Source organism: Streptomyces sp. NBC_01017 (genome assembly GCF_045162795.1).
Taxonomy (GTDB): domain Bacteria; phylum Actinomycetota; class Actinomycetes; order Streptomycetales; family Streptomycetaceae; genus Streptomyces; species Streptomyces machairae.
Map to the genome: position 1 here is coordinate 250,829 of NZ_CP108683.1, position 20,802 is coordinate 271,630.

The window sequence follows — 20,802 nt, forward strand, 5'->3', positions numbered from 1 at the left end:
CGTGAATTCTGATCACTGCCTTCGGGCGGGTTCGGGGTGATCGTTCGGGGTGCGGGCGGCACGGTGTGCCGGGTGGCCGTCTGATGCGGGGTCTCCGAGAGTCTTCCTGGTCGTGGGCGGGCAGTCGCAATACGTGGTTCAGGTGAGCATGCGTTGGCCGGTCGCGATCCACAGGTCGGTGAAGTCGTCTTCCTAGCGCCAGTGTTCGGGCAGGTGGAGGGTGAGGCGGCGGGCGCCGGTGGCGATCCGGGCGGGGATGTTGATCAGGTGGCGGCGGATGGTGCCAGTCCTCGCCCGGGCGTGGAAGACGGAGGCGAGGTGGCCGGCGGCCCGGGTGAGGTCGTAGGCGGTGGCCGCGAGGGTGAGCCAGGCGGCGTTCGCGGTGAACTTCCCCGAGGGGAGATGGGCGAGGGCGGAGTCTTCCAGGTCGGCGAAGACCTGCTCGACCTGGGCGTGTTCGCGGTGCAGGGTTCGGCCTGGGCCAGGAGGAACGGGCTGTCGGTGAAGATCACGTGGTGGCGCCAGACGCCGAACAGCTCGGCCTGCCCCTCGGGCACGCTCTTGGGGTTCAGGCGCTTGACCCGGCGCACGATCAGCCGGGCGGTGGCGTGGAACGCTTTCCTCTTGCTGGTGAACGCGGTGAATGGGACCTCGGTGATCTCGGCGTTGGAGATCCAGCGTTCCTCCTCGGCGTCCCATACGGCGGCCGTGTACTTGATCGGCGTCCAGGCGTCCTCGGCGATGCCCGCGACGGCCTCACGGATCTTCTTCGTGACCGCGACCGCGAGGGAGAATCGTGCGCCGGCCTTGCGGCAGACGTCGACGACCTTGTGGGAGAAGATCCGTCGCGTAAGAGACCGTCAGACGCCTGTCCGGGAAACTCGTGGCGCCCCGGCCCCTCACGCCCTCAACCGATCACGCCCCCGACAACGTGACAGCACCCGGCGGGTGCCTCGCGGCCGGCCCGCCGTGGTGGTCAGCGATCGGCCTTGCGCTCGCCGACGTCGGCCGTCTCCGCCAAGGCCGGCAGCCGGCAACCGGCCGGCCGCAGCCGGCGAGGGCATCCACCGGCTGGTCCGGTCCAGGCCACGGCTCAGCCGGCTGCCGAGCAGGGCGGTGTCAGACGTCCTCAATCGTGCGGGTGCAGGACGACCTTGGTGTAGCCCTCCGTCCGCTTGTCGAACTTTTCGTACGCCGACGGCGCCTGGTCGAGCGGCAGCTCATGCGAAACGACGAAGCTGGGTTGCGCACGGTCCTCGATGATCATGTCACGCAGATGACGGTTGTAGCGCTTGACGTTGCACTGCCCGGTGCCCACACGCAGCCCCTTTTCGAACAGACGCCCGATGGCGACCACCAGCATGCCCTGCTTCGCCTGCTCGTCCGGTCCGCCGGGGTCGCGCGGGACGTACAGGCCCGGCACACCGAGAGCGCCCGTCGGCCGGACCGTCTCAACGAGGGAGTTCAGTACGGTCGCCGGTTCCTCGCGGTCCTCGCCACGCGCCTGGGCCTGGTAGCCGACGGCGTCGATGCCCTTGTCCGTGCCTTCACCCGCGGTCTGCTCCTTGATCTGCTCCACCGGGTTGCCCTGGGTGAAGTCGATCGGTACAGCGCCGATCTCCTCGGCCTTCTGCAGCCGCTCGGCCACCCGGTCGACCACGAACACCTTGCTCGCGCCGCGCAGCATCGCCGAGTAGGCGGCCATCAGACCGACCGGACCGCCGCCGTACACGGCGACGCTGTCACCGGGGCGCACATCGGCCAGCTCGTTGCCGTGGTAGCCGGTCGGGAAGATGTCCGCCAGCAGGACGAAGTCGGTTTCCTTCTCGGTGCCCTCGGGGAGCTTCAGGCAGTTGAAGTCGGCGTACGGCACCCGTACGTACTCGGCCTGGCCCCCCACGAAGGGGCCCATCGCCACGTAGCCGTACGCACCGCCAGCGAAACCGGGGTTCACGGTCAGGCAGAAGCCGGTGAAGCCCGCTGTGCAGTTCTTGCAGAAGCCGCAGGCCACGTTGAAGGGCATGACAACGCGGTCTCCGCGGCTGAGCGACGTCACACCGTCACCGGCCTCCTCGATGACGCCGAGGTTCTCGTGGCCGAACACGATCCCCGGCTCGGCGGCCGTGCGGCCCTCGTACATGTGCAGGTCCGACCCGCAGATAGCGGTGGACGTGACGCGGACGATCACGTCGTTCGGGTGCTGGATTCGAGGATCCTCCACTTGCTCGATCGCGACTTCGAACGGTCCCTTGTAGACGACGGCTCTCATGTCGAAACCTTCCACTGGATGTGGCTGTTCGCTCACAGATGGGAACGGAGGCGCCGAGGGACCCGCTGCATCCGTCGGGAGGAGGTCCCCAGCCCTGCAGCTCACCGGTCTTCTGTGTCCTGGCTCACACTCCAGACTGGTGCATGATGAGATTCTTTGCATCTAGAGGCTGCAAAGCTCTTTTCCACACCATTCCGGAAGGATTCAGAACCTTGTCGCGACGTCTCGGCACGCTCCTCGTCCCGGTATCCGGCCTGTCCGGCACGACCTATCCGGAAGGGACCCGGGTGGCCATACGGGGCAGTGGAGGCTCCGTCGACGGCTTCGTCGACGGAGACTGGCTGCCGCTCGCATGGTGGGAGTTCGCGGACACCCAGCCCGAGGGCACCCCCGACACCCTGGCGTAGCTCCCAGCACGGGTAGGGAAGTGATGTCCGGGCCGGCGCGAGAGCTCGCCGGTTTGAGCGACGCTGAAGAGGTGCACGAAGGCGACGTGTTGGTTGTCGACGGGACGGGATGAAACGACCCCGGCGGCCGTCAGGCCGCCGGGGTCGTTGTTGATTGCCGCTCAGGATGAGCATGACGGGGGTAGGACGGTGCCTTTCCGGTTGAGCATGATGGGCTGATCGTTGCGGGTGGGTTGATCTCCGGGGTGCCGAGGGGAACGGTGACCATGTCTTGATCGGGAAACGGCCCTCCCGTTGCCGTTGGTCGCGAAGCCGGGAGTGCCGTTCGGGTGCGCCCGGAGGCGCTTTGATCACGGTAGAGGCGGACGCCTGGGCTCCCTGCTCACGCTGTGCCTGGTCGCCGTCCTCGGCGGAGCCACGTCCCTGGCCGCCATCGCCCGCTTCGCCGCCGATACCGACTACGGCCTGCGCGAACAACTCGGGCTGACCTCCAGCACGCCGAACGCCTCCACACCGGGACGCCTCCCCGGCCCTGAACGGCGACGCCCAGGACGACGCCGTGGGCGCCCGGCTCGCCCGGTACGCCACCGACCCGGTCGACGAAGACGGCGACACCCTGGCCGGCCTGGCCGTCGCCGGCACGGCCGTGCGCGGATCCCGCACCGACGGCACGGCCGTCCACCTGCTCACCGCCGCGTTCCACGCCCGCCAGACCGTGATCGCCCAGCACCAGATCACCGCGAAGAGCAACGACATACCCGCCCTCGCCCCACTGCTGGACCGGATCGACCTGCGCGGCGTCGTCGTCACCGCCGATGCGATGCACACTCAGCGCGCCCACGCCGAGCACGCCATGGCCGCCGGCGGCCACTACGTCCTGGTGGTCAACGGAAACCAGAAGAAGCTCCGCAAGCAGCTGCAGCGCCTGCCCTGGAAGCAGATTCCCCTGCAGGCCCGCACCACCGGTGCCGGGCACGGCCGCCGCGAGGTCCGCCGTCTGAAGGTCTGCACCGTCCGTCCCGGCCTGCTCTTCCCGCACGCCGTCCAGGCCATGGAGGTCAAGCGCCGCCGCACCCACCGCAAGACCGGCAAGGCCGAAACGAAGACCGTCCACGCCATCACCAGCCTCCCGCCCGAACAGGCCAGCCCGGCACAACTCGCCGAACTCGTCCAGAATCACTGGTCAGTTGAGGCCCTGCACCACGTCAGAGACGTGACGTTCGGCCAGGACGCCTCGCGCATACGCACCGGCTCCGCACCCCGCGCCATGGCCACCCTGCACAACCTGGCCATCGGACTCATACGCCAAGCAGGCTGGACCAACATCGCCGCCGCAGCCGATCACTACCGGTCACGCCCCAGCACGCAACAGCCATGCCCCGACTCACAGCCTGAGAACGCATCGCCCTTGGAACACCCCTGGCATCTGGGGGCAGGCGGGAGGGTCTTGCTGGCTTCCTGTTGGCTTCTTTCTCGGTATGCGGTCGGCTGGTCTTATGGAGGGTGACGTCGTCCGATCGTGACGGCATGAGAGAGGGACGGCATGGAAATCGCATCGCAGGAACCGATACAGAAACCGATAAAGGAATCCAGCCCCCCGACTATCATGATCGGAAATCGAGAATGGAAGAGAAATAAGTCGAAAAACAAGGAATGGAGTTTCTATATTTCGGAGGGCCTGGACTATCATATCTCTGTGGAAATCCTGACGGGCCAGGCGCATGCGTCCCCCGAAGGCGGCGAAGAGGAATTCATGAGACATCGAATTCACGTCTTCCCGGCGGGCAAGGTAGTCAATGTCCCCTTCCAGCTGAAGGAAGCCGCGGACGATTGGCTGAACCTCCGAGAAGCAGACATGCGCGGCACATGCGTAGCCTTCTCCCAGAACTGGGAAAGCGCCATGCAAGGGATGCGCGAAGCTTACGCGGCGGCCAAGAATGCATACAACGCATCCACGTTCAATGTCAAAGACCTCACGGAATCCGAACAGCGAGAATACTTCGCCAAAATAAGGAGGATCAAGAGCACCCTTGCAAAATTGGAGAAGACTGCTCCAGTTGTCGCACCGGTTGAAGGTGTCCCCGGCCTGTGGAAGGTGCATGTCTACGATGCGGATTACATTGTCCCTGCTTCGAAGTTCCTCCCCGCAAAATTCAAAATGAACAAGGACCTGGTGTGGGCCGAGGAAACCTTGCTGATCGCCGAGGGAGATTTCTTTCTGGCGAAGCATCCTGGTGGAGTTCTTTACATCTGCAAGCGTGCAAGCCTGAAGTCATGGATGAAAGCAGAAAAGAGGGATGTGCAGATCATCGCGCTACCTAAATGGGAGTACGCCGACGGCCTGTTGCGATCTCCGCAGGGAGAGCTGTATCGGATACCGCGGGAGAAAATTCCGGATCTGGTGGTCCAGTCCGGCAAGATGAGGAAGTTCACCAACTGTGTGCGGGTGATGATCGATGGCCGAATCATTGCAGTGAACCCGAAAAGCAAGATCGGGCAGATCATAGATGTCGGGAAAGAGAATTCGAGAGCAGTTCAAGAACTGCGGATAGCCAGACGTGAAGGTGCCTTCATCGTTGTCGGGGACACGGAGAATGAACGGATGTGCATCCTCCGGACTGGCAAATGGCCCAAAATGCCGGAGGAGCTGAATTTCTCCGACGGGGACTGGTATAAAATCATGGAACCGGACGGTCTCCACGTGTTCGACGTGAGCAATGACGACTTCTTCATGCTCACAACCCGCACCAACAGGCGCAAGCTGTGGCTGGACTCTCTGCCCTCCCCGACGTTCAAATCACTGCCGCACGGTACATACACCTTCACATTCGCCGGGGTCCAGTACCTGGTGGCCCGCGGAAGGTACAGCGACTTCGTCAAAGCCGCCATGGCCACCAAGGTTCGAACGGGAACCCCTGAGTGCTTCCTTCTCAAAGCACCCGGACACGACAGGAAGGCCGTCGATCCGACACAGATACCGGCCGATCTCCTCAGAACGAAGGACGAGTGGGACAGACTCATCAGGAAGATCCCCACCGCCACCCTGGACGGAAAAGTCCTCAAATTGGTGGTGAGAGACACCGTCCTCATATGGACCACGGAAATACTGCCCTCCGTGGACAGCCCACTCAATGCCATCAACATCGTCAAGGTGACCGTGGATGGCGAGACCATGATCATCAAGCCCGATGCGGCAGACAACGACGTCACAGCGGAGACCGTCGATATTAGGCCGAACAGGCAGCTATGGATATTCGGCATGCCGACAGGGGAGTACATTGCAGCCACCGGAATTGGGAAGGTGACGCTCAAAGGAAGAGAATACAGATACAGAATGTCTGAGGCGACCTGGGACCAAATTGACTACAGCGGACCGTCCATCCCGACCGGATCCTACAATTGCTTCATGCTACAAGAGAAGGGTGCTGAGGACCGTATGCTGGGTCCCATCTCGGCAAAGGACCCCAGGCTTGTCGACATGGCAACGTGGCAGAAGTGGGCAACTAGCCTCCCTAAAGCCAAAACTACCCTGACAGGGCACCCCGTCTACGAGATCGGTGAAGGCCCCGATAAGCGCTACTTCACTTTCGATCCTCGCGTTTACAGAGAACCGGCCGTCAACACGGCGAATTGTATCCTCTTGGTGGTGGGCAAAACGCCCTTCCCCGTGGACCAAGACAGCCCCTCTCTCACTTGGCTGGACTTCACGAAGAAAGGTGATCGCGACATAGCAGGCGAGGAGGTAGTCACCGCCCTGGAAAGAAGAAGAGAGCTGCCAGAGCTGGCCGAGGAGTCAGTGTCCGATGAATCCGCGGATGAAGACCAATCCGACCACCTCTTCGAGGTCGCCGGATACGTACTGGGCAACGCCGGTAACAGGCCGTACGGAGACGAGCCTCCGTGGAGGGACGCCTTCCCTCAACCTGTTGGCCGCTTCCTCGTCCTGACCGTTTCCGTGACAGGCTCCGACGAACCGGCCCTGTACCTGTTCCCCGCCGATGGAACCGACCTGGAGGACCGCGTAAGCACCGGTGATCCGAGCTACTACATGATCCACCAGGAAGACGGAACCTGGGACCTGGCCGTGACGACAGCACAAGGCACGCCGGTATGGCTCGGCGGAGTCAAGATCGACGCCACCGGCCTCCTCGACCTGACCAGTGCGACCGAGAGGCTATAGCCGTACAAGGTGCTGTCACGTTGTCGGGGGCGTGATCGGTTGAGGGCGTGACGGGGGGCGGGGCGGCCTGTGGTTCAGGTCGTGGCGAGCAGGCTCGTGCCGGCCGGTGATGTGGTTCCAGATGGTGAAGCGGATGGTCATTTCGAGGCGGTGGCGGCCGGCTGTCATGAGGTGGCGGTGGGGTCGGAAGTGGGGGTGGGATCCTGGTGAACGCGGTCCGGAACCGTTGTGCTGATCCGACGGACCGGAAGCCTTTCATCACGCGTTCACGCTGCCGGGTGGGCTGGTGGGAGTTCTCCGCCCGATTGTTCAAGCCCTTGTGCAAGCGGTGCTCCACCGAGGGCATCACCTCGCGGTGGGCGGCATCGTAGGAGCGGAGCCTGTCGGTGACGAGCACCCTCGGCACCTGCCCGGTCGTCTTCAGGAGCAGGCGGAAGAAACGCCCGGCCGCAGCCGTGTCACGCCGGCTCTGAACAAGGATGTCGAGCACGCTGCCGTTCTGGTCGACGGCACGCCACAGGTACTTCTGCACACCGTTGACCTTGATGAACACCTCGTCCAAGTGCCACGTGTCACCGGGCTGCGGGCGCCACCGGCGCAGCGAGTCGGCGTAGACCTGGCCGAACTTCAGACACCAGCGGCGCACGGTCTCGTAGGAGACGACGACACCCCGCGCTCGACCATGAGCTCCTCCACCTCGCGGAAGCTGAGCGGGAACCAGAAGCACAACTCTGTCACGTTGCCGGATGGGGCATGGGATGATCTTCGGGGTGTCCGTGTCCGGGAAGGGAAGCCGTCGTGTCACCTGTGGTGCCGTCGTACAGCAACCACCGGTACCCGGTCGAGGTGGCACTGTGTGGGTCTGCTGCGCTTCAGCGAACCGCGCGACCCGCCCTGTTGGCACAGTTCGTGAGCCTGCGAGTGATCGACCCGGAGAACACCTACTGGCGGCGCGGGATCGAGGCGGCCACCCAGTGGTTGCGCGAGAGCGGCGGCGACCAGCTCCGGGTGCCGTACGACTACGTGATGCCCGAGAACGAGGCGGCGGGGGCCGGCTTCCCGCTCGGGGTCTGGCTGGCTGACCAGCGGCGCTACTACAACGCCGGGACGCAACAGGTCCTGGCGGACCGCAGGTAGTGACCTTGACTTGTTGCTCGCAGAGGCGTCCGCTGTGGCGAACCGCACTGCGGGAGGGCTCCTCTCACCTAACCGTTGCGGGCGGCGGCTTGAGTCGTGCGAAGACCACAGTGTTCTCGTTGTACCGCTTCTTGGCGTGGTCGTAACTGCCGCCGCAGGTGATCAGACGCAATTGGGCGTCGGGCGTGTCGGCGTAGACGCGATCGTCCGGGAAATTGTCCCGAGGGAAGTTGTCGATGGCTTCGACGACGAACGTCACCGTAGTGCCCGCCGCGCGGCGGATGCTGATCTCTCGGCCCGGGGACAGGGTACTGAGGCGGGCGAAAACCGCGGGCGCGGTCTTGGTGTCGAGATGGCCGGCGACAATCGCGGTGCCGCGCTCACCCGGGGACGGACCAGCAGCGAACCAGCCGACCAGGTTCGTGTCGTCAGGTGGTGGAGCCTTCAGGTGCCCGGACCGGCCGATAGCCAGTTCGGTGAATGGTGCGTCCACACCGATGCTTGGGATGAGCAGGCGCGTGGGCGCCGAGCGAGACAGCGACGGGCTGCGAGTCGGACCCCCGCCCTCGGCAATGAGTGTGGTCCGCGCGCGGTGACTCGCCACGGGGGCTGGGGCCAGCAGAGAGGGCCCGCTTCCTGAGCCGACCCAACCGAGCACGCACACGGCCAGTACTAGAGGCATGAGACCGGCCAGCAGAAGACCCCGCGGCATAGCGGCCCGCCAAGGTCCCCACGAGTCGACGAGTGAACGGATCCTCATGCCGCAACGCACCCCGATCAGCCAGAATGTGAGTACACCGAATTCGGCGCGGACCAGCGTGCGGCTGCTGCTGTTCAAGGTGAAGCAGTCTGGCCACACGCTGTGCCGCGTCAGGTCATAGGGTCAAGCGGCACCGCGGGCGGAGCGCCGGCGCAGCAAGTACGCTCCCGCCCCCAGGCCTGCCAGAAGTGCCGTCCCGCCAGCCGCCGTCGAGCCAGATGAGGCCAGACCGCCGCCGCCGGTGTGCATGCTGCCCTTGGGCTTGTCCTTGTGCTCGTCCTTGTACTCGTGGTCGCTGCTGTAGGAGTGGTCGTCCTTCTTGTACTCGTCGTCCTTCTTGTACTCGTCGTCCTTCTTTTGCTCGTCGTCCTTCGTGTACTCGTCTTCCTTCGTGTCCCAGTCGTCGCCGTTGACGGTGGCGAGCAGGCCGCCGCCGGTGTGCATGCTGCCCTTGGGCTTGTCCTTGTACTCGTCGTCGCTGCTGTAGGAGTGGTCGTCCTTGTACTCGTGGTCGCTGCTGTAGGAGTGGTCGTCCTCCCGGTCGGCAGCAGTCAAGGCATAGGCGCCAGGGGCTGCGATCGCGAGGGCGGCCGTGGCGGTGGCCGTTGCCAGGAGAGTGCGAGCAGAGCGCATAGAAGATTCCTTCCGTCGCAGCCTGCGTCAGCTGACACGCCGTCTGCTCGTATGACCGCGGCGGCAACGTGCCTACCGTCAGCCAAGGACGCGCGCACCACCACTCGGGCTGGTATCCGGGTGAAGGCCTGTCGGTACGAACGGATGAGGCATGCACCTGTCGCATGGTGAGGAGGTCTCCTCGTGCGGGGCGGGGGCGGCGAGCGGCATGCCCGATCCCCAATTGAGCGCAGAGTCGTTGCGGAAGCCAGCCGAACTTGCAGGCTGTGATGGGAGCCTGGCGGCCCTTCTCGTTCATCCATCGCTCCGGAGCACGCTATGAGTACGGACGAGGAGCGGGTAGCGGCGATAGTGCTGACTTCGAGGTCGGCTGCACACTGGGCCACGGCCCGCAAACCCACAGCGACCACTGACTGAACGTCGTCCGGTCACCGAACCGCGCACCGACCAACATGCCTGGTGCGTGTTCCCGCGCGGTCTCCGGGAGATCTGCGAAATCGCTTGTTTCGCCCTGCTCGGCCAACTGTGGACCGATCTCCCTAAGCACCGCCTCGATATCACCGCTCCTGGAGGCCAGCGGCATCACACCACCGCCGCCCGAGCAGGAGAAGCCCGCCAAGCCGCCCAAGACCAGCTCGGGGGCGTTCGAGCGGGGCGTTGCGGCCCTCGCGCAATACAAGGAGCGGAAGAGGCACGTGACGGTGCCCAGAGGCCACGTAAGAACGGCTGGAAGCGGCACCGAAGTCCGACTCGGAGTCTGGGTCATGAACCAGAAGAGCCGCAGGGAGAAGCTCAACACCGACAAGCTCACCGCGCTCGCCGCCCTTGGACTCAACTGGGCCTCGGCCGGGGTGTTTTCGGCAGGGTGAATGAGAGCCACTCGGACAGTGAGATCGGGAGCCACTGTTTGGGCATCGAAGTTGAGAGCCGCCTGTTCCGACCGGGAGGTCTATTCACGGGGTCTCACCAGCCCTTCTTGTAGAAGGTGAGGGCGGTGACGGTTTTGGCAACGAGGGGGAACTTGGCCAGGGGGCCGCGGTAGCGGGTCGCGAGAATCTTCCAGTCTTTCAGGTGTGCGATCGCTCGCTCGATGGCGGCGCGGAGTCTGCTGATGCTCCCGTTGTAGACGTTGTCGCCAGTGGGACGTTCCTGACCAGGTGGTCTGCGTCTCGCGGTGAGCATGCCGGAGCCCACGTAGCCAAGATCGCCCATGCTCTGCCGTTCCGCGAAGGTTTCCGGGAAGTGGGACCGGCGCCAGGCGTACATGTCGTGCCGGGAGCCCGGGACGGGCTCGGACACCGCGAGCAGGTCCCCGGACAGCGTGGCCGCAACCTGCAGGTTGAAGCCGGTGTCGCGGTGCTTGCCGGAGAACAGGGTGGTGCCTTCGCTCGCCCAGTCCCACGTGGTGACCAGGGTGCCGTCGATGAGCACGATCCGGCCGGCGGAGGCCTCCACGGGATCGGGGACATGCCCGGCGAGGGCCTTCTCCACCACCGGAAGCAGCCCCGTCCACCGCCGGGAAACAGTGGCCTGGCTGACACCGAACAGCTCCGCCGCCGCCTCCTGGACGGGGTTCTGCCGCAGTAGGAACAGCACCAGGACCACCGACCGGTACAGGCCCAGTGACCACATCCGGGCCGGAGACACCACAGGATCAGGATCCGTCATGAGTATCCGATGGACCCGCACCACCAGCCCGTCCAGTTGATCCTTGTCCAACCCTGCCGTAACGTTCCAGCTCAACGGCCCTGCCCCGGTTCACTTCTGACGTTGTCGCAGACATCAGACTACCGAGCAGGGCCGTACTGATGATCAAGGAACCCAGGCGCCCCACCACCCCGTGAATAGGCCTCCGGGTGTGACATGCCGCTTTTGGCGTAATGGGCTCGTAAGGCTGGTCGGCCGCGTCACTCTGTGCGGGTTGATCACCGGTTGGTCAGGACCCGTGTGTACAGATCGCGTAAGTGGGTCTACGAGCGGATCTGCAAGGTGAGCCGGGTCGGCACCAAACCCCCGGGCCCAAGGCCATGCCGCCTGGCGAGCGGCCCCTTGGAGGGACCGCCGCATAGGCGAAACCGGCTCTGCTGTGGTGAAAGGGAGCGGCTGTGGCGGACGGTGGGCGGCGGCATGAGAAGGCCATGGTGGACCGGTCGGAAGGGTTCGGTGAGCGGCTGCTGGGGGTGCTGCTGGACCGGGCGCACGAGATGCCGCCGCAGCTGATCGCCCCGCTGATCGCGGAAGAGGTGGCCAGAGTCGGTGGCCACGACGTCTCGATCCTCCTGCAGGACTACGGACAGCGGGTGCTGGTGCCGCTGCCGGGGAGGCGGCTGACCGTCGGCGAGCCCGAGCCGATCGGTGACTCCCACGCCGGCACGGCTTTCCTGCAAGCGACCCCTGTGGAGGTACCGCAGGCCGACGGCGTCCGGATGTACCTGCCGTTGCTGGACGGCAGCGACCAGGTGGGAGTGATGGCCCTCACCCTGGATACCGCCGATGACGACGACCGGCGGCTGCTACGCAGACTCGCGGGCCTGGTCGCCGACATGCTGGTCACCAAGCACAGCTACACCGACCAGTTCTTCCTCGCCCGGCGCCGCGAACCGATGAGCGTGGCCGCGGAAATCCAGTGGTCCCTGCTGCCGCCAGTGGCCATGTCCACTCCGCAGGTCGCGGTGGCCGGAATCCTCGAACCCGCTTACAACGTCGCCGGAGACAGCTTCGACTACGCCCTCAACGACGACATCCTGCACGTGGCTACCATCGACGCGATGGGCCATGGCCTGGACGCCGCCAATATGGCGACCGTCGCCATCGGCGCTTACCGTCACGCCAGACGCGCCGACATCGGCCTGTCCGAGATGTACGCCTTCATGGACCGGGCCATCTCCGACCAGTTCGGGCCCGACCACTTCGTCACCGCGCAGATGATGCGCCTGAATGTCGCAACCGGCCACCTTCAACGGGTCAATGCGGGCCACCCGGCACCGCTGCTGATCCGCGATCACCAAGTCGTCCGGCAGCTGGAGAGTGCGACCACCTTGCCGGTCGGCTTAGGCGGTGAACAGCCCCGGATCAGCGAGCAGACCCTGCAGCGTGGCGACCGGGTGCTGTGCTTCACCGATGGCCTGATCGAGGAGCACGAAGCCGGCGGGGAGCAGTTCGGCGTGGAACAACTCATCGACTGGGTCAACAGCATCGAGCGAGCCGAGAAGGGAGTGCGGGCGGTGGCGCGCTCTCTCTCCCACGCCTTGCTGGAGGAACGGGGCGGCACGACCAGCGACGACGCAACCCTCTTCCTCATCGAGTGGCGCGGGGGCGCTGCCGACCACCTCGCCACCCTGGACTGAGCCGAAGCCCAAGACACTTCGCCCCCGCCGCAGCCGAGCGCCGCACCACAATTGACGAAGTCCACGGCACGCAGCTCCCGCTGCCCGGCCATGGCGGTCCACTCACCACGGACCGCCATGGGCACTCCCTGACCGAGCCACACGCGAAGCCGGGCCCCTCACGACCCATGCCAGTCCGGGACACGGCCCGAGGGGACCCAGGATCACTGCCCCGTTGGGCTCCACTCCCGCCGATGCACTCCCAGGGCGTTGTCACATTGTCGGCGGCGCGATCGGTTGACGATGCGCCAGGATGTGTTGGGCCGGGAGGGCTCCGTTGTTCAGGCTGTGGCGGGCAGGCTCGTGCCCCGCCGGTGATGTGGTTCCAGATGGTGAAGCAGATGGTCATTTCGAGGCGGTGGCGGCCCGGCTGTCGTCAGGTGGCGGTGGGGTCGGAAGTGGGGTGAGATCCCGGTGGACGCGGTCCGGATACCGTTGTGCTGATCCGACGGACCGGAAGCCTTTCATCACGCGTTCACGCTGCCGGGTGGGCTGGTGGGAGTTCTCCGCCCGATTGTTCAAGCCCTTGTGCAAGCGGTGCTCCACCGAGGGCATCACCTCACGGTGAGCGGCATCGTAGGAGCGGAGCCTGCCGCTAACGAGCACCCTCGGCACCTGCCCGGTCGTCTTCAGGAGCCGGCGGAAGAAACGCCCGGCCGCAGCCTTGTCACGCCGGCTCTGAACAAGGATGCCGAGCACGCTGCCGTTCTGGTCGACGGCCCGCCACAGGTACTTCTGCACACCGTTGACCTTGATGAACACCTCGTCCAAGTGCCACGTGTCACCGGGCTGCGGACGCCATCGGCGCAGCGAGTCGGCGTAGACCTGGCCGAACTTCAGACACCAGCGGCGCACGGTCTCGTAGGAGACGACGACACCCCGCGCTCGACCATGAGCTCCTCCACCTCGCGGAAGCTGAGCGGGAACCGGAAGTACAACCACACACAGTGCGAGATCACCTCCACCGGGTACCGGTGGTTGCTGTACGACGGCGGCACATCCGGCACGGCCGGCTCCCCTCCCCCAAGGCATCAACCCGAAGGTCATCCCAACCCCGTCACCGACAACGTGACAGTGCCCCGCCGGCGCAGGCTGCTGGCGTGGGCCTGCCCGAACTTCAGACACCACCGCCGGACCATCTCGCAGGAGACGATCACGCCGCGCTCCAGCATCAGCTCAGTAAAGATTTCTTACCGCTGTACCACCGAAAGGATGAAACTCCGATGCTACGTGTGTCGTAGCATCGAGCGTGCTGTTCACCACACCTCCCCTCACCTCGGACGACCGCCGTGTCATCGACGAGATCGAGGCACTCCGTACCGAGTTCCGTCACCGGCTCGCCCAGCCCCGCCGCTGGGAGGGGCAGCTCCGTCGCTCACCGCGGCCGCGGTCCGGGGGTCAACCCATATCGAGGGCTACACGATCAGTTCCGAGGACGCCGAAACTCTGATCGCCGGCGGGGACATCTCCCCCGAGACCAACGAGGCCACCCGTAACGCCGTCATCGGCTACCGCGACGCCCTCACCTACGTCCAGCACGCCGCGGAATTCCAGATCTTCGCCTGGGACCACACCCTGCTCTCGGCCCTGCACTTCATGATCGCCAGGGGCGTCGACCGCGACGTGCGCCCCGGCGAGTACCGCACCAGCGGCGTCTGGGTCTCCGGCGGTCCGGGCCGTCCACCGGTCTACACCGCCCCGGACCCCGAGCAGGTCCCCGAATTGATGGGCGAGCTCGTCCACTGGCTCGCCGAAGGGGACCTGGACGCCCCGGCCCTCGTACGGGCCTCCATGGCGCACTTCAACCTTGTCTCCATCCACCCCTGGCGCGACGGTAACGGCCGGATGTCCCGCGCCGTCCACACCCTGGTCCTGGCGCGCGAGGGCATCCTCGCCCCCGAGTTCTCTAGCATCGAGGAGTGGCTCGGCACGGACGAGTACAACACCCGCGAGTACCACGCAGCCCTGCGCGATGTCCGTACCTCGTGGCAGCCGGAGCGTGATGCCGCCTCCTGGATCAGGTTCTGCCTCACCGCCCACCACCTCCAGGCCCAAGAAGTGCAGCGCCGTTTCGAAGCGGCGGCCCGGCTCTGGTTCCTCCTGGAGCGCCTCGCCGAGCAGCACCGACTCGACGAACGCACCGTCTCCGCCCTGTACGCCGCCACCCAGGGGCACCTGCGGCGCACCACCTACCAAACTGGAATCCCTCACCCGCGACCAGGCTCTGGCCGACCTCCGTACCCTGCGCCGCCTGGACCTCATCGAGTCTGTCGGCCACGCCCGCACCCAGCGGTACACCGGCGGCTCTGTTCTCCGGGAGATCCGCGGCAAGGTGCATGCGGAGGTCCACACTGATCTGTACCGCGAGCCTTACCGTCAGCCGTGAGGTGCCGGTCTATCAGGATTTACAGAGCTTGGTCATGGTGATCGCGTCCTGTGAAGCTGGCCGACAGTGCCGACTACGTCCGTACGACCGGGCCCGGTGCACCTGGTCTACCTGCGCAAGCACGACACCCTCGAACAGATCGCCGCAAGCTTCGGCATCAGCACGGCCACTGCCTGGCGCTACGTGAACCACACGATCGAGCAACTCGCTATCCACGCACCCTCGTTGACCGAGGCGCTCACCAGCCATCATGCGGACGGGTACCTGCTGCTGGACGGCACCGTGGCGGAGTCCGACCGGGTGGCAGCTGCCGGCCACTACTGCGGCAAAGTCCACCGCGAGGGCATGAATCTGCAGGTCATCACCGCGGAAGACGGAAAACTGCTGTGGATCTCGCCCGCTCTGCCCGCCGGCACCCACGCCGTAACGGCCGCCCGCAAGCACGCTATCGTCAACACCTGCGCGCAACAGGACCTCGAGGTCCTCGCGGACAAGGGATACGTCGTGCCGACGGCACTGTGATCACCCCGGTCAACCGCCGCCCGAAGGCGGAACTGCCCGACAAGCACCAAGCCTCGAACAAGGTCCACGCAGCACTGCGCGCTCCCGTCGAGCGGCCCATCTCCCGGATCAAGCAATGGCGGATCTGCCGGCACGCCCGCATCAGCCCGAACAGACTCGCGTCAGCAGCTACCGCGATTCTCACCCTCATGATCTACACGTGAAAAGGCTCCTGGCGTGTGCGGCGGCACCAATTGGCAGTGCCATTCTGCCCACTGACGCACCCGAATGGGCACAGCGATGAGGAGGCAGCTGACTAGCATGAGATGAACATGCATTCCGCCTCGAGAGCAGGCACAGCATGGAAATCTTGGACGAAACGAGATGGCGCTTCTTGAATAACTGGGAGCAGTAGCGGGGAGCCGCGACAGAGGGCGTCGATACGCTTGCGGCATCCTTGAATGGCCCTGGCACGCCAAAGCCTGCCGATGTGCTCGATTGGCTTCGTCAGATCGCAGGGTCGCCGATCGTTGATGGCGTCCCGCCAGGACGAGGTGTAGGGGATCAAGGCACTGGAATCCGCAGGCCAGGGACGGTGACTCGGCCCGACCGGGCACCCAAATCGCCCTACCAGGAGGCTTCGTGGAATGCCACCTCCACACAGATCTCCCTGGACCTCGAACCCGGAGCGCCCAGCGCTTGATCCCTTACACCACGTTGCGGGACACGACCCGATCGTTCCCTTTGACCTGCGAAATCCCACCGGGATGGAGTAAGTATTGGAGGGGTGCGGAGTGGGCTAGGTGGCTGACCAGCTTGTCAGCATGCGTACGTCCAGGCGAGGCATCGGCAAGTACGGCGACCTGGACGGGACATACGAGTTCGAGGGACCAAGAAAATCTCGGAGCGGGTCTCGGTAAGTGCAGCAGCCGCACCGCCGAGATGGCCGCCAAGAACCCCGAGCGATGGGCAAGGATAAAATGAGAAAGAAACTAGCGGGCGAAATGGCCCTGTTGCACGCCAACGGGATGAAGTGGGAGGCCATGCTTGACGTCTACGCCAACCGCCTGGCCGATGAAATCGCCGAGGCCTTCAATAAGGACCCCGACAATTTCGGGGTGGCCGCCTGTGACGCACTACTGAGGAGAGACGAATGACCGAGTTCAAAGCAGAGGACCGCGTGCGGTACCAGGGCGACAAGGGGACGGTAGTGAAGTTCATCCCCGCCCAGGGCAACTTCATGGCTGTCTGCGTCGTCGACTTCGACAAAGGGGTGCGGGGCACAGTGCGCGCCACGGACGTGAGGGTGGAGGAATCATGACCGACTGCGACTGCCAGTACAGAGACAGGCGCAACGCGGAGAGCGAGTGTATCGCCCGCGCCGTCGAGGAGCTGTATCGACAGGATGCGGCGGGCCATGCCGTCCGCCGTCGAGAAGAAGGCTTCGTACCTCAACGGATGGAAGGCTGCCATGGCTGCGGCTGAGCGCCGTTGAAGACACCGTTCATATCAGGCTTCTGCTACCAAGGGCCGTGGCCCAATCACCCCGCCTGCAAAAGGGACGGCCGGCCAAAGGGCATGCGACAGATCGTTCGGAAGGAACGACCGCACCCCGGGCCCAGCTGAGGATCACGGACGCCGATGGCATGCGGATCGCGTGCTTCGCCACCAACACGACCGGCCGGCCCATCGCCGCACTCGAACTCCGCCACCGCCTGCGGGCACGGGCCGAGGACCGCATCCGGGCTGCCCGCGCCACCGGCCTGCGGAACCTGCCCCTGCACGACACCGCGTAGAACAGGGTCTGGCTGGAGATCGTCCAGATCGCACTCGAGCTGCTGGCCTGGATGCCGATGCTTGCGCTGAACGTGAAGGCCCCGGCTCTGGGAGCCCCGTCGCCTGCGGCTCCGCCTGTTCAGCCCGGCCCGGCCAGCTCGTCACCACCGGCCGCCGCCAGATCCTCCGCCTCGCCCGCCACTGGCCCTGGACCAATGTCGTCACCAGCGCCCTCGAACGGCTCCACAAACTGCCCAACCCAGTCTGACCAGTAGTTTTCCCGTCCCTGCGAGCAGCACCATCGTCTCCGGAACAGTGGAACCCGGCGCCCACCCGACACGTCAGTCGGGCTACTGGCCTGCCCACCAGCAGCCATGGAACGCGTGACGGTCTGCCGACTCCGTCGGCAGACCGTCACGAAAGATCGAGGCGAGGGTGAGGGCGTGGCCTGCCTCTCACTGCCTTTCACCGCCCCCAGCTCAGGCCGGACAGGCCCCCACACTCCCAGCGCGGCGGCCGACCGGCCGACGCGCAACAACCACCCACATCGCCCCCGATCCCCGAAGCACGCCGCGCCGTCCCAGCCCCGCCCCCACCCTTTCTCTCATTCGGGCAGGGAGAGCGGCGGCAGAGGGGATGTCAACAGGCGTACCAGGGCTGATTGTTGGGTTGATCTGGGGTGATGTGGAAGCCGGCTTCGAGGCCACGCAACATCTAACGCAACCCCTACCGCAACCCCCTGGCGCAACATCTAGCGCAACTTCCAGCGCAACAGGGGTTCCCACAGAACCGGCGCACTGCGGGTGTCGCCCGTGCAGTTGGCCAGGTCCGGCCGTTCTTCGAGCTGGGTTGGACTGTTGGCGTGCGCGGCCACACTGTCCGAGCTGGTGGCGGATCAGCTCGCGGTCACGGTGGCGCGGACGTTGGTTCCGTGGCGCTCCGGCCCGGTGCTGGGGCACGGCTCACCGCCCCCGGGAGAGGAAGAGGTCACTGAACAGGGCCATGGAGATGCCGCCCCCGTGGGCGTTCAGGACCTGGGCAGTCTCAGCGAGGGCCTGCTCACGCCGGCCGGAGGGCAGGACGCGATAGCGCGAGAGCGAGGCCAGATATCCCAGGTAGTGGTCAGTGTCGTAGTACTGGTCCTGCCGGTACCGGACGGCACGAAAGTCCGTGAAACGGCCGTCGCGGCGGCACTCGTCCTCCGGCCAGCCGGACGGCAGCCCACCCCACCTCCCGGGCACCTCGCCGAAGGAGGACGCCAGCTCACTGTGCGGTGCACCGGCAATCCCGTGGCGACCGTCGACATCGGCCAGCGCAGCGTGCAGATCCGTGTCGTGGACCCCCTGCGGGTTCCAGAACAACGCCACCGCGCCGCCCGGCGCAAGGGCATCGTGCACCAAGCCCCAACGCCGCTCCGGATCTGTCCAGTGCCAGGACGTAGCAGCGAAGACCAGCCCGAAACCACGCTGTTCCGGCTGCCAGTCCTCGAAAGCGCCGACATGCAGCCGCACCCCGGGACAATTCACGGTGTTGCGGCGCAGTACCTCTGCCATACGTGGGTCAGGCTCGATGCACACCAGCGGCGTGCCCGCCGCTGCGAACAGCACCGTCGCCTTGCCGGTCCCCGCGCCGACCTCCACCGCCGCACGGTCACCCAAAGCCGCGTACGACAGCACCTCCGCAACCAGAGCATCCGAATATCCAGGGCGAGCAGCATCGTAGAGCTCAGCCACCTCGCCAAATACCTGACTACGTGCCATGTCGACCCCACACTGCACAGTCATCCACGCCCCTTCGACGCCCCGATGGCAAACGGCAACCCTATCGAGGACAACGAAAGCCGCTACCACCTGCAACTGCTAGCCGGCGACCTGCAGCCGAGGACGAGCAGTCCAGGGCGAGTAGCCTCTGAGCTGCCTGGTGGATCACCGCCCTGATCCGGCAGTCCGCAGCCTGCGGGCCACTCGAGCCCGGCATCGTCTGCCGACGACGGACCGCGATTCACCGCTTTGCAGGAGCAGTCCGGGCGCCCTGAAGACGGAGCGTCGCAGTGAGGCCGACATAGCGCACCACGACCGCCGGTAACCGCAACGGCCACGCCCGCTTCCCCTGCGCATTCGGGGCGCCTCGGGCCTTACCTGAAAGGCATACTGCTGCTGATGACGAGCCAGCGCATCCTTGACCTCGCTGCGGCGGCACCGGCCAGCCAGGACGAGGATCTGGTGCGGCTCCTGAGCGAGGCGAACGAGTTGTACCAGCGCGGCCTTGAGGATCTGCACCAGGATGTGGCAGCGCGTCTCGCCGGCTGCCCACCACGGATCTAATGCTCGCCGCGCAGACAGCCGGCATGCCGTGTGATGCCTCGCAGGACCGCGACGAGGTAATCCTGCTGCTGGCCCTGGTCGAGTGGGAGATGACACCGGCCGCCATCGCCTACGCGGAGATGGCCAAGGACGCCGCGCGCCGCGGTATCTGCTTGATCCCCGAGGAGTAAGGCGAGCCGCGAGCGCAGCCCCACGGCAACGACCTTGAGCCGCGGGCTGGACGCCCAACCTGAACTCCTGCCATTATTTGCTTTGCGGGTCGGGCTGGCCGGCTCGCTGCTGACAGGACGGACGGTTCTGCCGTGACCTCGGGCGATGAGCCTCGCCTGGCTGACGCTGCCGAGATCGCGGCTGAACAGGGCCTGACTCCCTCCAGGATCAGCGGCCTCTACACCGGGCAGGAGCAGAACGCGGCCGGCGAGACCTTCCCCGAGCCCGTCGACAAGCGCGGCCGCGCTCGCCTGTGGGACCACGCGGAGGTCACCGAGTGGTTCGCGCACCGCGCGCCGGCACGGCTCGCTGAACACACACCGCCCTCTCTGGACCCGGAGACGCTGCTGAACGCCGCGGACGCCTCGAGGTATCTCGGCTACAAGAACTCCAACCAGGTCACCACCTTCGTGCGCGACCACCCCGGCTACTTCCCCGAACCAGACGTCGTCGAAGTGAAGGGCACGGCCGAGAACCCCTACCGCCGGCAGCTGTGGAAGGTGCAGACCCTCAAGGAGTGGATGGCCACCCGGCCCGGCCGCGGAAGACGCGCCGGGGCCAAACAGTCGCCGCCCCTGCCCGACGTTCCCGTCGACGGCGACCCCGACGAACTCCTGGGAGCGAGCCAGGCGGCCGCCCTGCTGGGGTTCAAGAGCATCGGCTCCTTCTCCAGCAGCCTGTCCCAGGGCAACCTTCCGCTGTTGAAGACCACGGACGGTGTCACCGAAGCAGGGCGCCAGAAGGGACGCCGGCGGTGGACACGCCGGCGCATCCTCCAGCAGGCCGCCCAGCGGTCCAGGAAGTAGAACCTGCGGTGAACGCGCCTGCGCTCA

At 65.7% G+C, this 20,802-nt stretch carries 21 protein-coding genes and 4 pseudogenes; 16 read left to right on the forward strand and 9 right to left on the reverse strand.

Going from position 1 to position 20,802, the window contains the following annotated elements; genetic code table 11:
* Positions 1 to 192 precede the first annotated feature (192 nt).
* Together OG331_RS01310 and OG331_RS01315 are read right to left on the reverse strand one after the other, a co-directional pair.
* On the reverse strand, positions 193 to 699 hold the full coding sequence (locus tag OG331_RS01310; RefSeq protein ID WP_406190772.1) for a transposase: 507 nt from the start codon (positions 697 to 699) through the stop codon (positions 193 to 195).
* A gap of 430 nt (positions 700 to 1,129) precedes the next feature.
* Positions 1,130 to 2,269, reverse strand: a complete 1,140-nt coding sequence (locus OG331_RS01315; RefSeq protein WP_406190775.1) for a glutathione-independent formaldehyde dehydrogenase — start codon at positions 2,267 to 2,269, stop codon at positions 1,130 to 1,132.
* A gap of 212 nt (positions 2,270 to 2,481) precedes the next feature.
* Here OG331_RS01315 and OG331_RS01320 point away from each other — a divergent pair, with 212 nt between their 5' ends.
* The 3 genes from OG331_RS01320 to OG331_RS01330 all read left to right on the forward strand — a co-directional run bounded on the left by OG331_RS01320 (position 2,482) and on the right by OG331_RS01330 (position 6,856).
* Positions 2,482 to 2,676: a hypothetical protein gene (locus tag OG331_RS01320; protein WP_274817529.1), complete on the forward strand. Its 195-nt coding sequence runs from the start codon at positions 2,482 to 2,484 to the stop codon at positions 2,674 to 2,676.
* Between the two features lie 559 nt (positions 2,677 to 3,235).
* Positions 3,236 to 4,183 (forward strand): ISAs1 family transposase, encoded by a 948-nt coding sequence (locus OG331_RS01325; RefSeq protein WP_406190779.1) that lies wholly within the window; start codon positions 3,236 to 3,238, stop codon positions 4,181 to 4,183.
* 36 nt (positions 4,184 to 4,219) lie between these two features.
* Positions 4,220 to 6,856 (forward strand): hypothetical protein, encoded by a 2,637-nt coding sequence (locus tag OG331_RS01330; RefSeq protein ID WP_406190781.1) that lies wholly within the window; start codon positions 4,220 to 4,222, stop codon positions 6,854 to 6,856.
* A 102-nt stretch (positions 6,857 to 6,958) separates the two neighbouring features.
* Here the strand turns inward: OG331_RS01330 and OG331_RS01335 are convergent.
* Positions 6,959 to 7,540: pseudogene (locus tag OG331_RS01335) on the reverse strand (IS6 family transposase); the annotation flags it as partial.
* 225 nt (positions 7,541 to 7,765) lie between these two features.
* Here OG331_RS01335 and OG331_RS01340 point away from each other — a divergent pair.
* Positions 7,766 to 7,993, forward strand: a complete 228-nt coding sequence (locus tag OG331_RS01340) for a helicase associated domain-containing protein (RefSeq protein WP_406190784.1) — start codon at positions 7,766 to 7,768, stop codon at positions 7,991 to 7,993.
* 64 nt (positions 7,994 to 8,057) lie between these two features.
* Here OG331_RS01340 and OG331_RS01345 read toward each other — a convergent pair whose 3' ends face one another.
* Positions 8,058 to 8,753, reverse strand: coding sequence for a class F sortase (locus OG331_RS01345; RefSeq protein WP_406209581.1), 696 nt, complete (start codon positions 8,751 to 8,753; stop codon positions 8,058 to 8,060).
* Between the two features lie 123 nt (positions 8,754 to 8,876).
* Positions 8,877 to 9,386, reverse strand: coding sequence for a hypothetical protein (locus tag OG331_RS01350; RefSeq protein WP_406190787.1), 510 nt, complete (start codon positions 9,384 to 9,386; stop codon positions 8,877 to 8,879).
* 452 nt (positions 9,387 to 9,838) lie between these two features.
* On the opposite strand from OG331_RS01350, the gene OG331_RS01355 reads away from it, so the two are divergent.
* Positions 9,839 to 10,255 carry a helicase associated domain-containing protein gene (locus OG331_RS01355; RefSeq protein ID WP_406190790.1) on the forward strand — a complete coding sequence of 139 codons (417 nt, stop codon included), beginning with the start codon at positions 9,839 to 9,841 and terminating at the stop codon, positions 10,253 to 10,255.
* Between the two features lie 94 nt (positions 10,256 to 10,349).
* Here OG331_RS01355 and OG331_RS01360 read toward each other — a convergent pair whose 3' ends face one another.
* On the reverse strand, positions 10,350 to 11,036 hold the full coding sequence (locus OG331_RS01360) for a transposase family protein (RefSeq protein WP_406190792.1): 687 nt from the start codon (positions 11,034 to 11,036) through the stop codon (positions 10,350 to 10,352).
* A 488-nt stretch (positions 11,037 to 11,524) separates the two neighbouring features.
* Here OG331_RS01360 and OG331_RS01365 point away from each other — a divergent pair, with 488 nt between their 5' ends.
* Positions 11,525 to 12,733 (forward strand): PP2C family protein-serine/threonine phosphatase, encoded by a 1,209-nt coding sequence (locus OG331_RS01365; RefSeq protein ID WP_406209584.1) that lies wholly within the window; start codon positions 11,525 to 11,527, stop codon positions 12,731 to 12,733.
* Positions 12,734 to 13,082: 349 nt separating this feature from the next.
* Here OG331_RS01365 and OG331_RS01370 read toward each other — a convergent pair.
* Together OG331_RS01370 and OG331_RS01375 are read right to left on the reverse strand one after the other, a co-directional pair.
* Positions 13,083 to 13,779: pseudogene (locus OG331_RS01370) on the reverse strand (IS6 family transposase); the annotation flags it as partial.
* 72 nt (positions 13,780 to 13,851) lie between these two features.
* Positions 13,852 to 13,950: pseudogene (locus tag OG331_RS01375) on the reverse strand (IS6 family transposase); the annotation flags it as partial.
* Between the two features lie 52 nt (positions 13,951 to 14,002).
* Between OG331_RS01375 and OG331_RS01380 the strand changes: the two are divergent.
* From OG331_RS01380 to OG331_RS01410, 7 genes and pseudogenes are all read left to right on the forward strand, one after another.
* Entirely contained in the window at positions 14,003 to 15,127 is a 1,125-nt protein-coding gene (locus OG331_RS01380; RefSeq protein WP_406190795.1) for a Fic family protein, read from the forward strand.
* 97 nt (positions 15,128 to 15,224) lie between these two features.
* Entirely contained in the window at positions 15,225 to 15,680 is a 456-nt protein-coding gene (locus tag OG331_RS01385) for a transposase family protein (RefSeq protein ID WP_406190798.1), read from the forward strand.
* The gene (locus OG331_RS01390; RefSeq protein ID WP_406190801.1) at positions 15,677 to 15,883 is read left to right on the forward strand and encodes a transposase family protein; all 207 of its coding nucleotides are present in this window, start codon (positions 15,677 to 15,679) and stop codon (positions 15,881 to 15,883) included. Before OG331_RS01385 ends, OG331_RS01390 begins: the two co-directional genes overlap by 4 nt.
* A 741-nt stretch (positions 15,884 to 16,624) precedes the next feature.
* Positions 16,625 to 16,816, forward strand: a complete 192-nt coding sequence (locus OG331_RS01395; RefSeq protein WP_406190340.1) for a hypothetical protein — start codon at positions 16,625 to 16,627, stop codon at positions 16,814 to 16,816.
* Positions 16,813 to 16,980, forward strand: a complete 168-nt coding sequence (locus OG331_RS01400; RefSeq protein WP_406190804.1) for a hypothetical protein — start codon at positions 16,813 to 16,815, stop codon at positions 16,978 to 16,980. Before OG331_RS01395 ends, OG331_RS01400 begins: the two co-directional genes overlap by 4 nt.
* The gene (locus tag OG331_RS01405; protein ID WP_406190807.1) at positions 16,977 to 17,144 is read left to right on the forward strand and encodes a hypothetical protein; all 168 of its coding nucleotides are present in this window, start codon (positions 16,977 to 16,979) and stop codon (positions 17,142 to 17,144) included. The genes OG331_RS01400 and OG331_RS01405 overlap by 4 nt, the downstream gene beginning before the upstream one ends.
* A 75-nt stretch (positions 17,145 to 17,219) precedes the next feature.
* Positions 17,220 to 17,703 (forward strand): annotated as a pseudogene (locus OG331_RS01410) (transposase); the annotation flags it as partial.
* Positions 17,704 to 18,397: 694 nt separating this feature from the next.
* Here OG331_RS01410 and OG331_RS01415 read toward each other — a convergent pair.
* Positions 18,398 to 19,168 (reverse strand): class I SAM-dependent methyltransferase, encoded by a 771-nt coding sequence (locus tag OG331_RS01415; protein WP_406190810.1) that lies wholly within the window; start codon positions 19,166 to 19,168, stop codon positions 18,398 to 18,400.
* A gap of 426 nt (positions 19,169 to 19,594) precedes the next feature.
* Here OG331_RS01415 and OG331_RS01420 point away from each other — a divergent pair, with 426 nt between their 5' ends.
* The 3 genes from OG331_RS01420 to OG331_RS01430 all read left to right on the forward strand — a co-directional run bounded on the left by OG331_RS01420 (position 19,595) and on the right by OG331_RS01430 (position 20,775).
* On the forward strand, positions 19,595 to 19,759 hold the full coding sequence (locus tag OG331_RS01420) for a hypothetical protein (protein ID WP_406190813.1): 165 nt from the start codon (positions 19,595 to 19,597) through the stop codon (positions 19,757 to 19,759).
* Between the two features lie 23 nt (positions 19,760 to 19,782).
* Positions 19,783 to 19,929 (forward strand): hypothetical protein, encoded by a 147-nt coding sequence (locus OG331_RS01425; protein WP_406190815.1) that lies wholly within the window; start codon positions 19,783 to 19,785, stop codon positions 19,927 to 19,929.
* Between the two features lie 132 nt (positions 19,930 to 20,061).
* Positions 20,062 to 20,775: a hypothetical protein gene (locus OG331_RS01430; RefSeq protein ID WP_406190818.1), complete on the forward strand. Its 714-nt coding sequence runs from the start codon at positions 20,062 to 20,064 to the stop codon at positions 20,773 to 20,775.
* The last annotated feature ends 27 nt before the right edge of the window (positions 20,776 to 20,802 follow it).

Bases quoted from the DNA above. Each gene is read 5' to 3' on its own strand.
- OG331_RS01355 (WP_406190790.1), top strand. From the start codon at position 9,839: ATGCCTGGTGCGTGTTCCCGCGCGGTCTCCGGGAGATCTGCGAAATCG.
- OG331_RS01395 (WP_406190340.1), top strand. From the start codon at position 16,625: ATGGGCAAGGATAAAATGAGAAAGAAACTAGCGGGCGAAATGGCCCTG.
- OG331_RS01425 (WP_406190815.1), top strand. From the start codon at position 19,783: ATGCCGTGTGATGCCTCGCAGGACCGCGACGAGGTAATCCTGCTGCTG.
- OG331_RS01350 (WP_406190787.1), bottom strand. From the start codon at position 9,386: ATGCGCTCTGCTCGCACTCTCCTGGCAACGGCCACCGCCACGGCCGCC.
- OG331_RS01330 (WP_406190781.1), top strand. From the start codon at position 4,220: ATGGAAATCGCATCGCAGGAACCGATACAGAAACCGATAAAGGAATCC.
- OG331_RS01420 (WP_406190813.1), top strand. From the start codon at position 19,595: ATGACGAGCCAGCGCATCCTTGACCTCGCTGCGGCGGCACCGGCCAGC.
- OG331_RS01365 (WP_406209584.1), top strand. From the start codon at position 11,525: ATGGTGGACCGGTCGGAAGGGTTCGGTGAGCGGCTGCTGGGGGTGCTG.
- OG331_RS01405 (WP_406190807.1), top strand. From the start codon at position 16,977: ATGACCGACTGCGACTGCCAGTACAGAGACAGGCGCAACGCGGAGAGC.
- OG331_RS01345 (WP_406209581.1), bottom strand. From the start codon at position 8,753: ATGAGGATCCGTTCACTCGTCGACTCGTGGGGACCTTGGCGGGCCGCT.
- OG331_RS01310 (WP_406190772.1), bottom strand. From the start codon at position 699: ATGGGACGCCGAGGAGGAACGCTGGATCTCCAACGCCGAGATCACCGA.
- OG331_RS01400 (WP_406190804.1), top strand. From the start codon at position 16,813: ATGACCGAGTTCAAAGCAGAGGACCGCGTGCGGTACCAGGGCGACAAG.
- OG331_RS01315 (WP_406190775.1), bottom strand. From the start codon at position 2,269: ATGAGAGCCGTCGTCTACAAGGGACCGTTCGAAGTCGCGATCGAGCAA.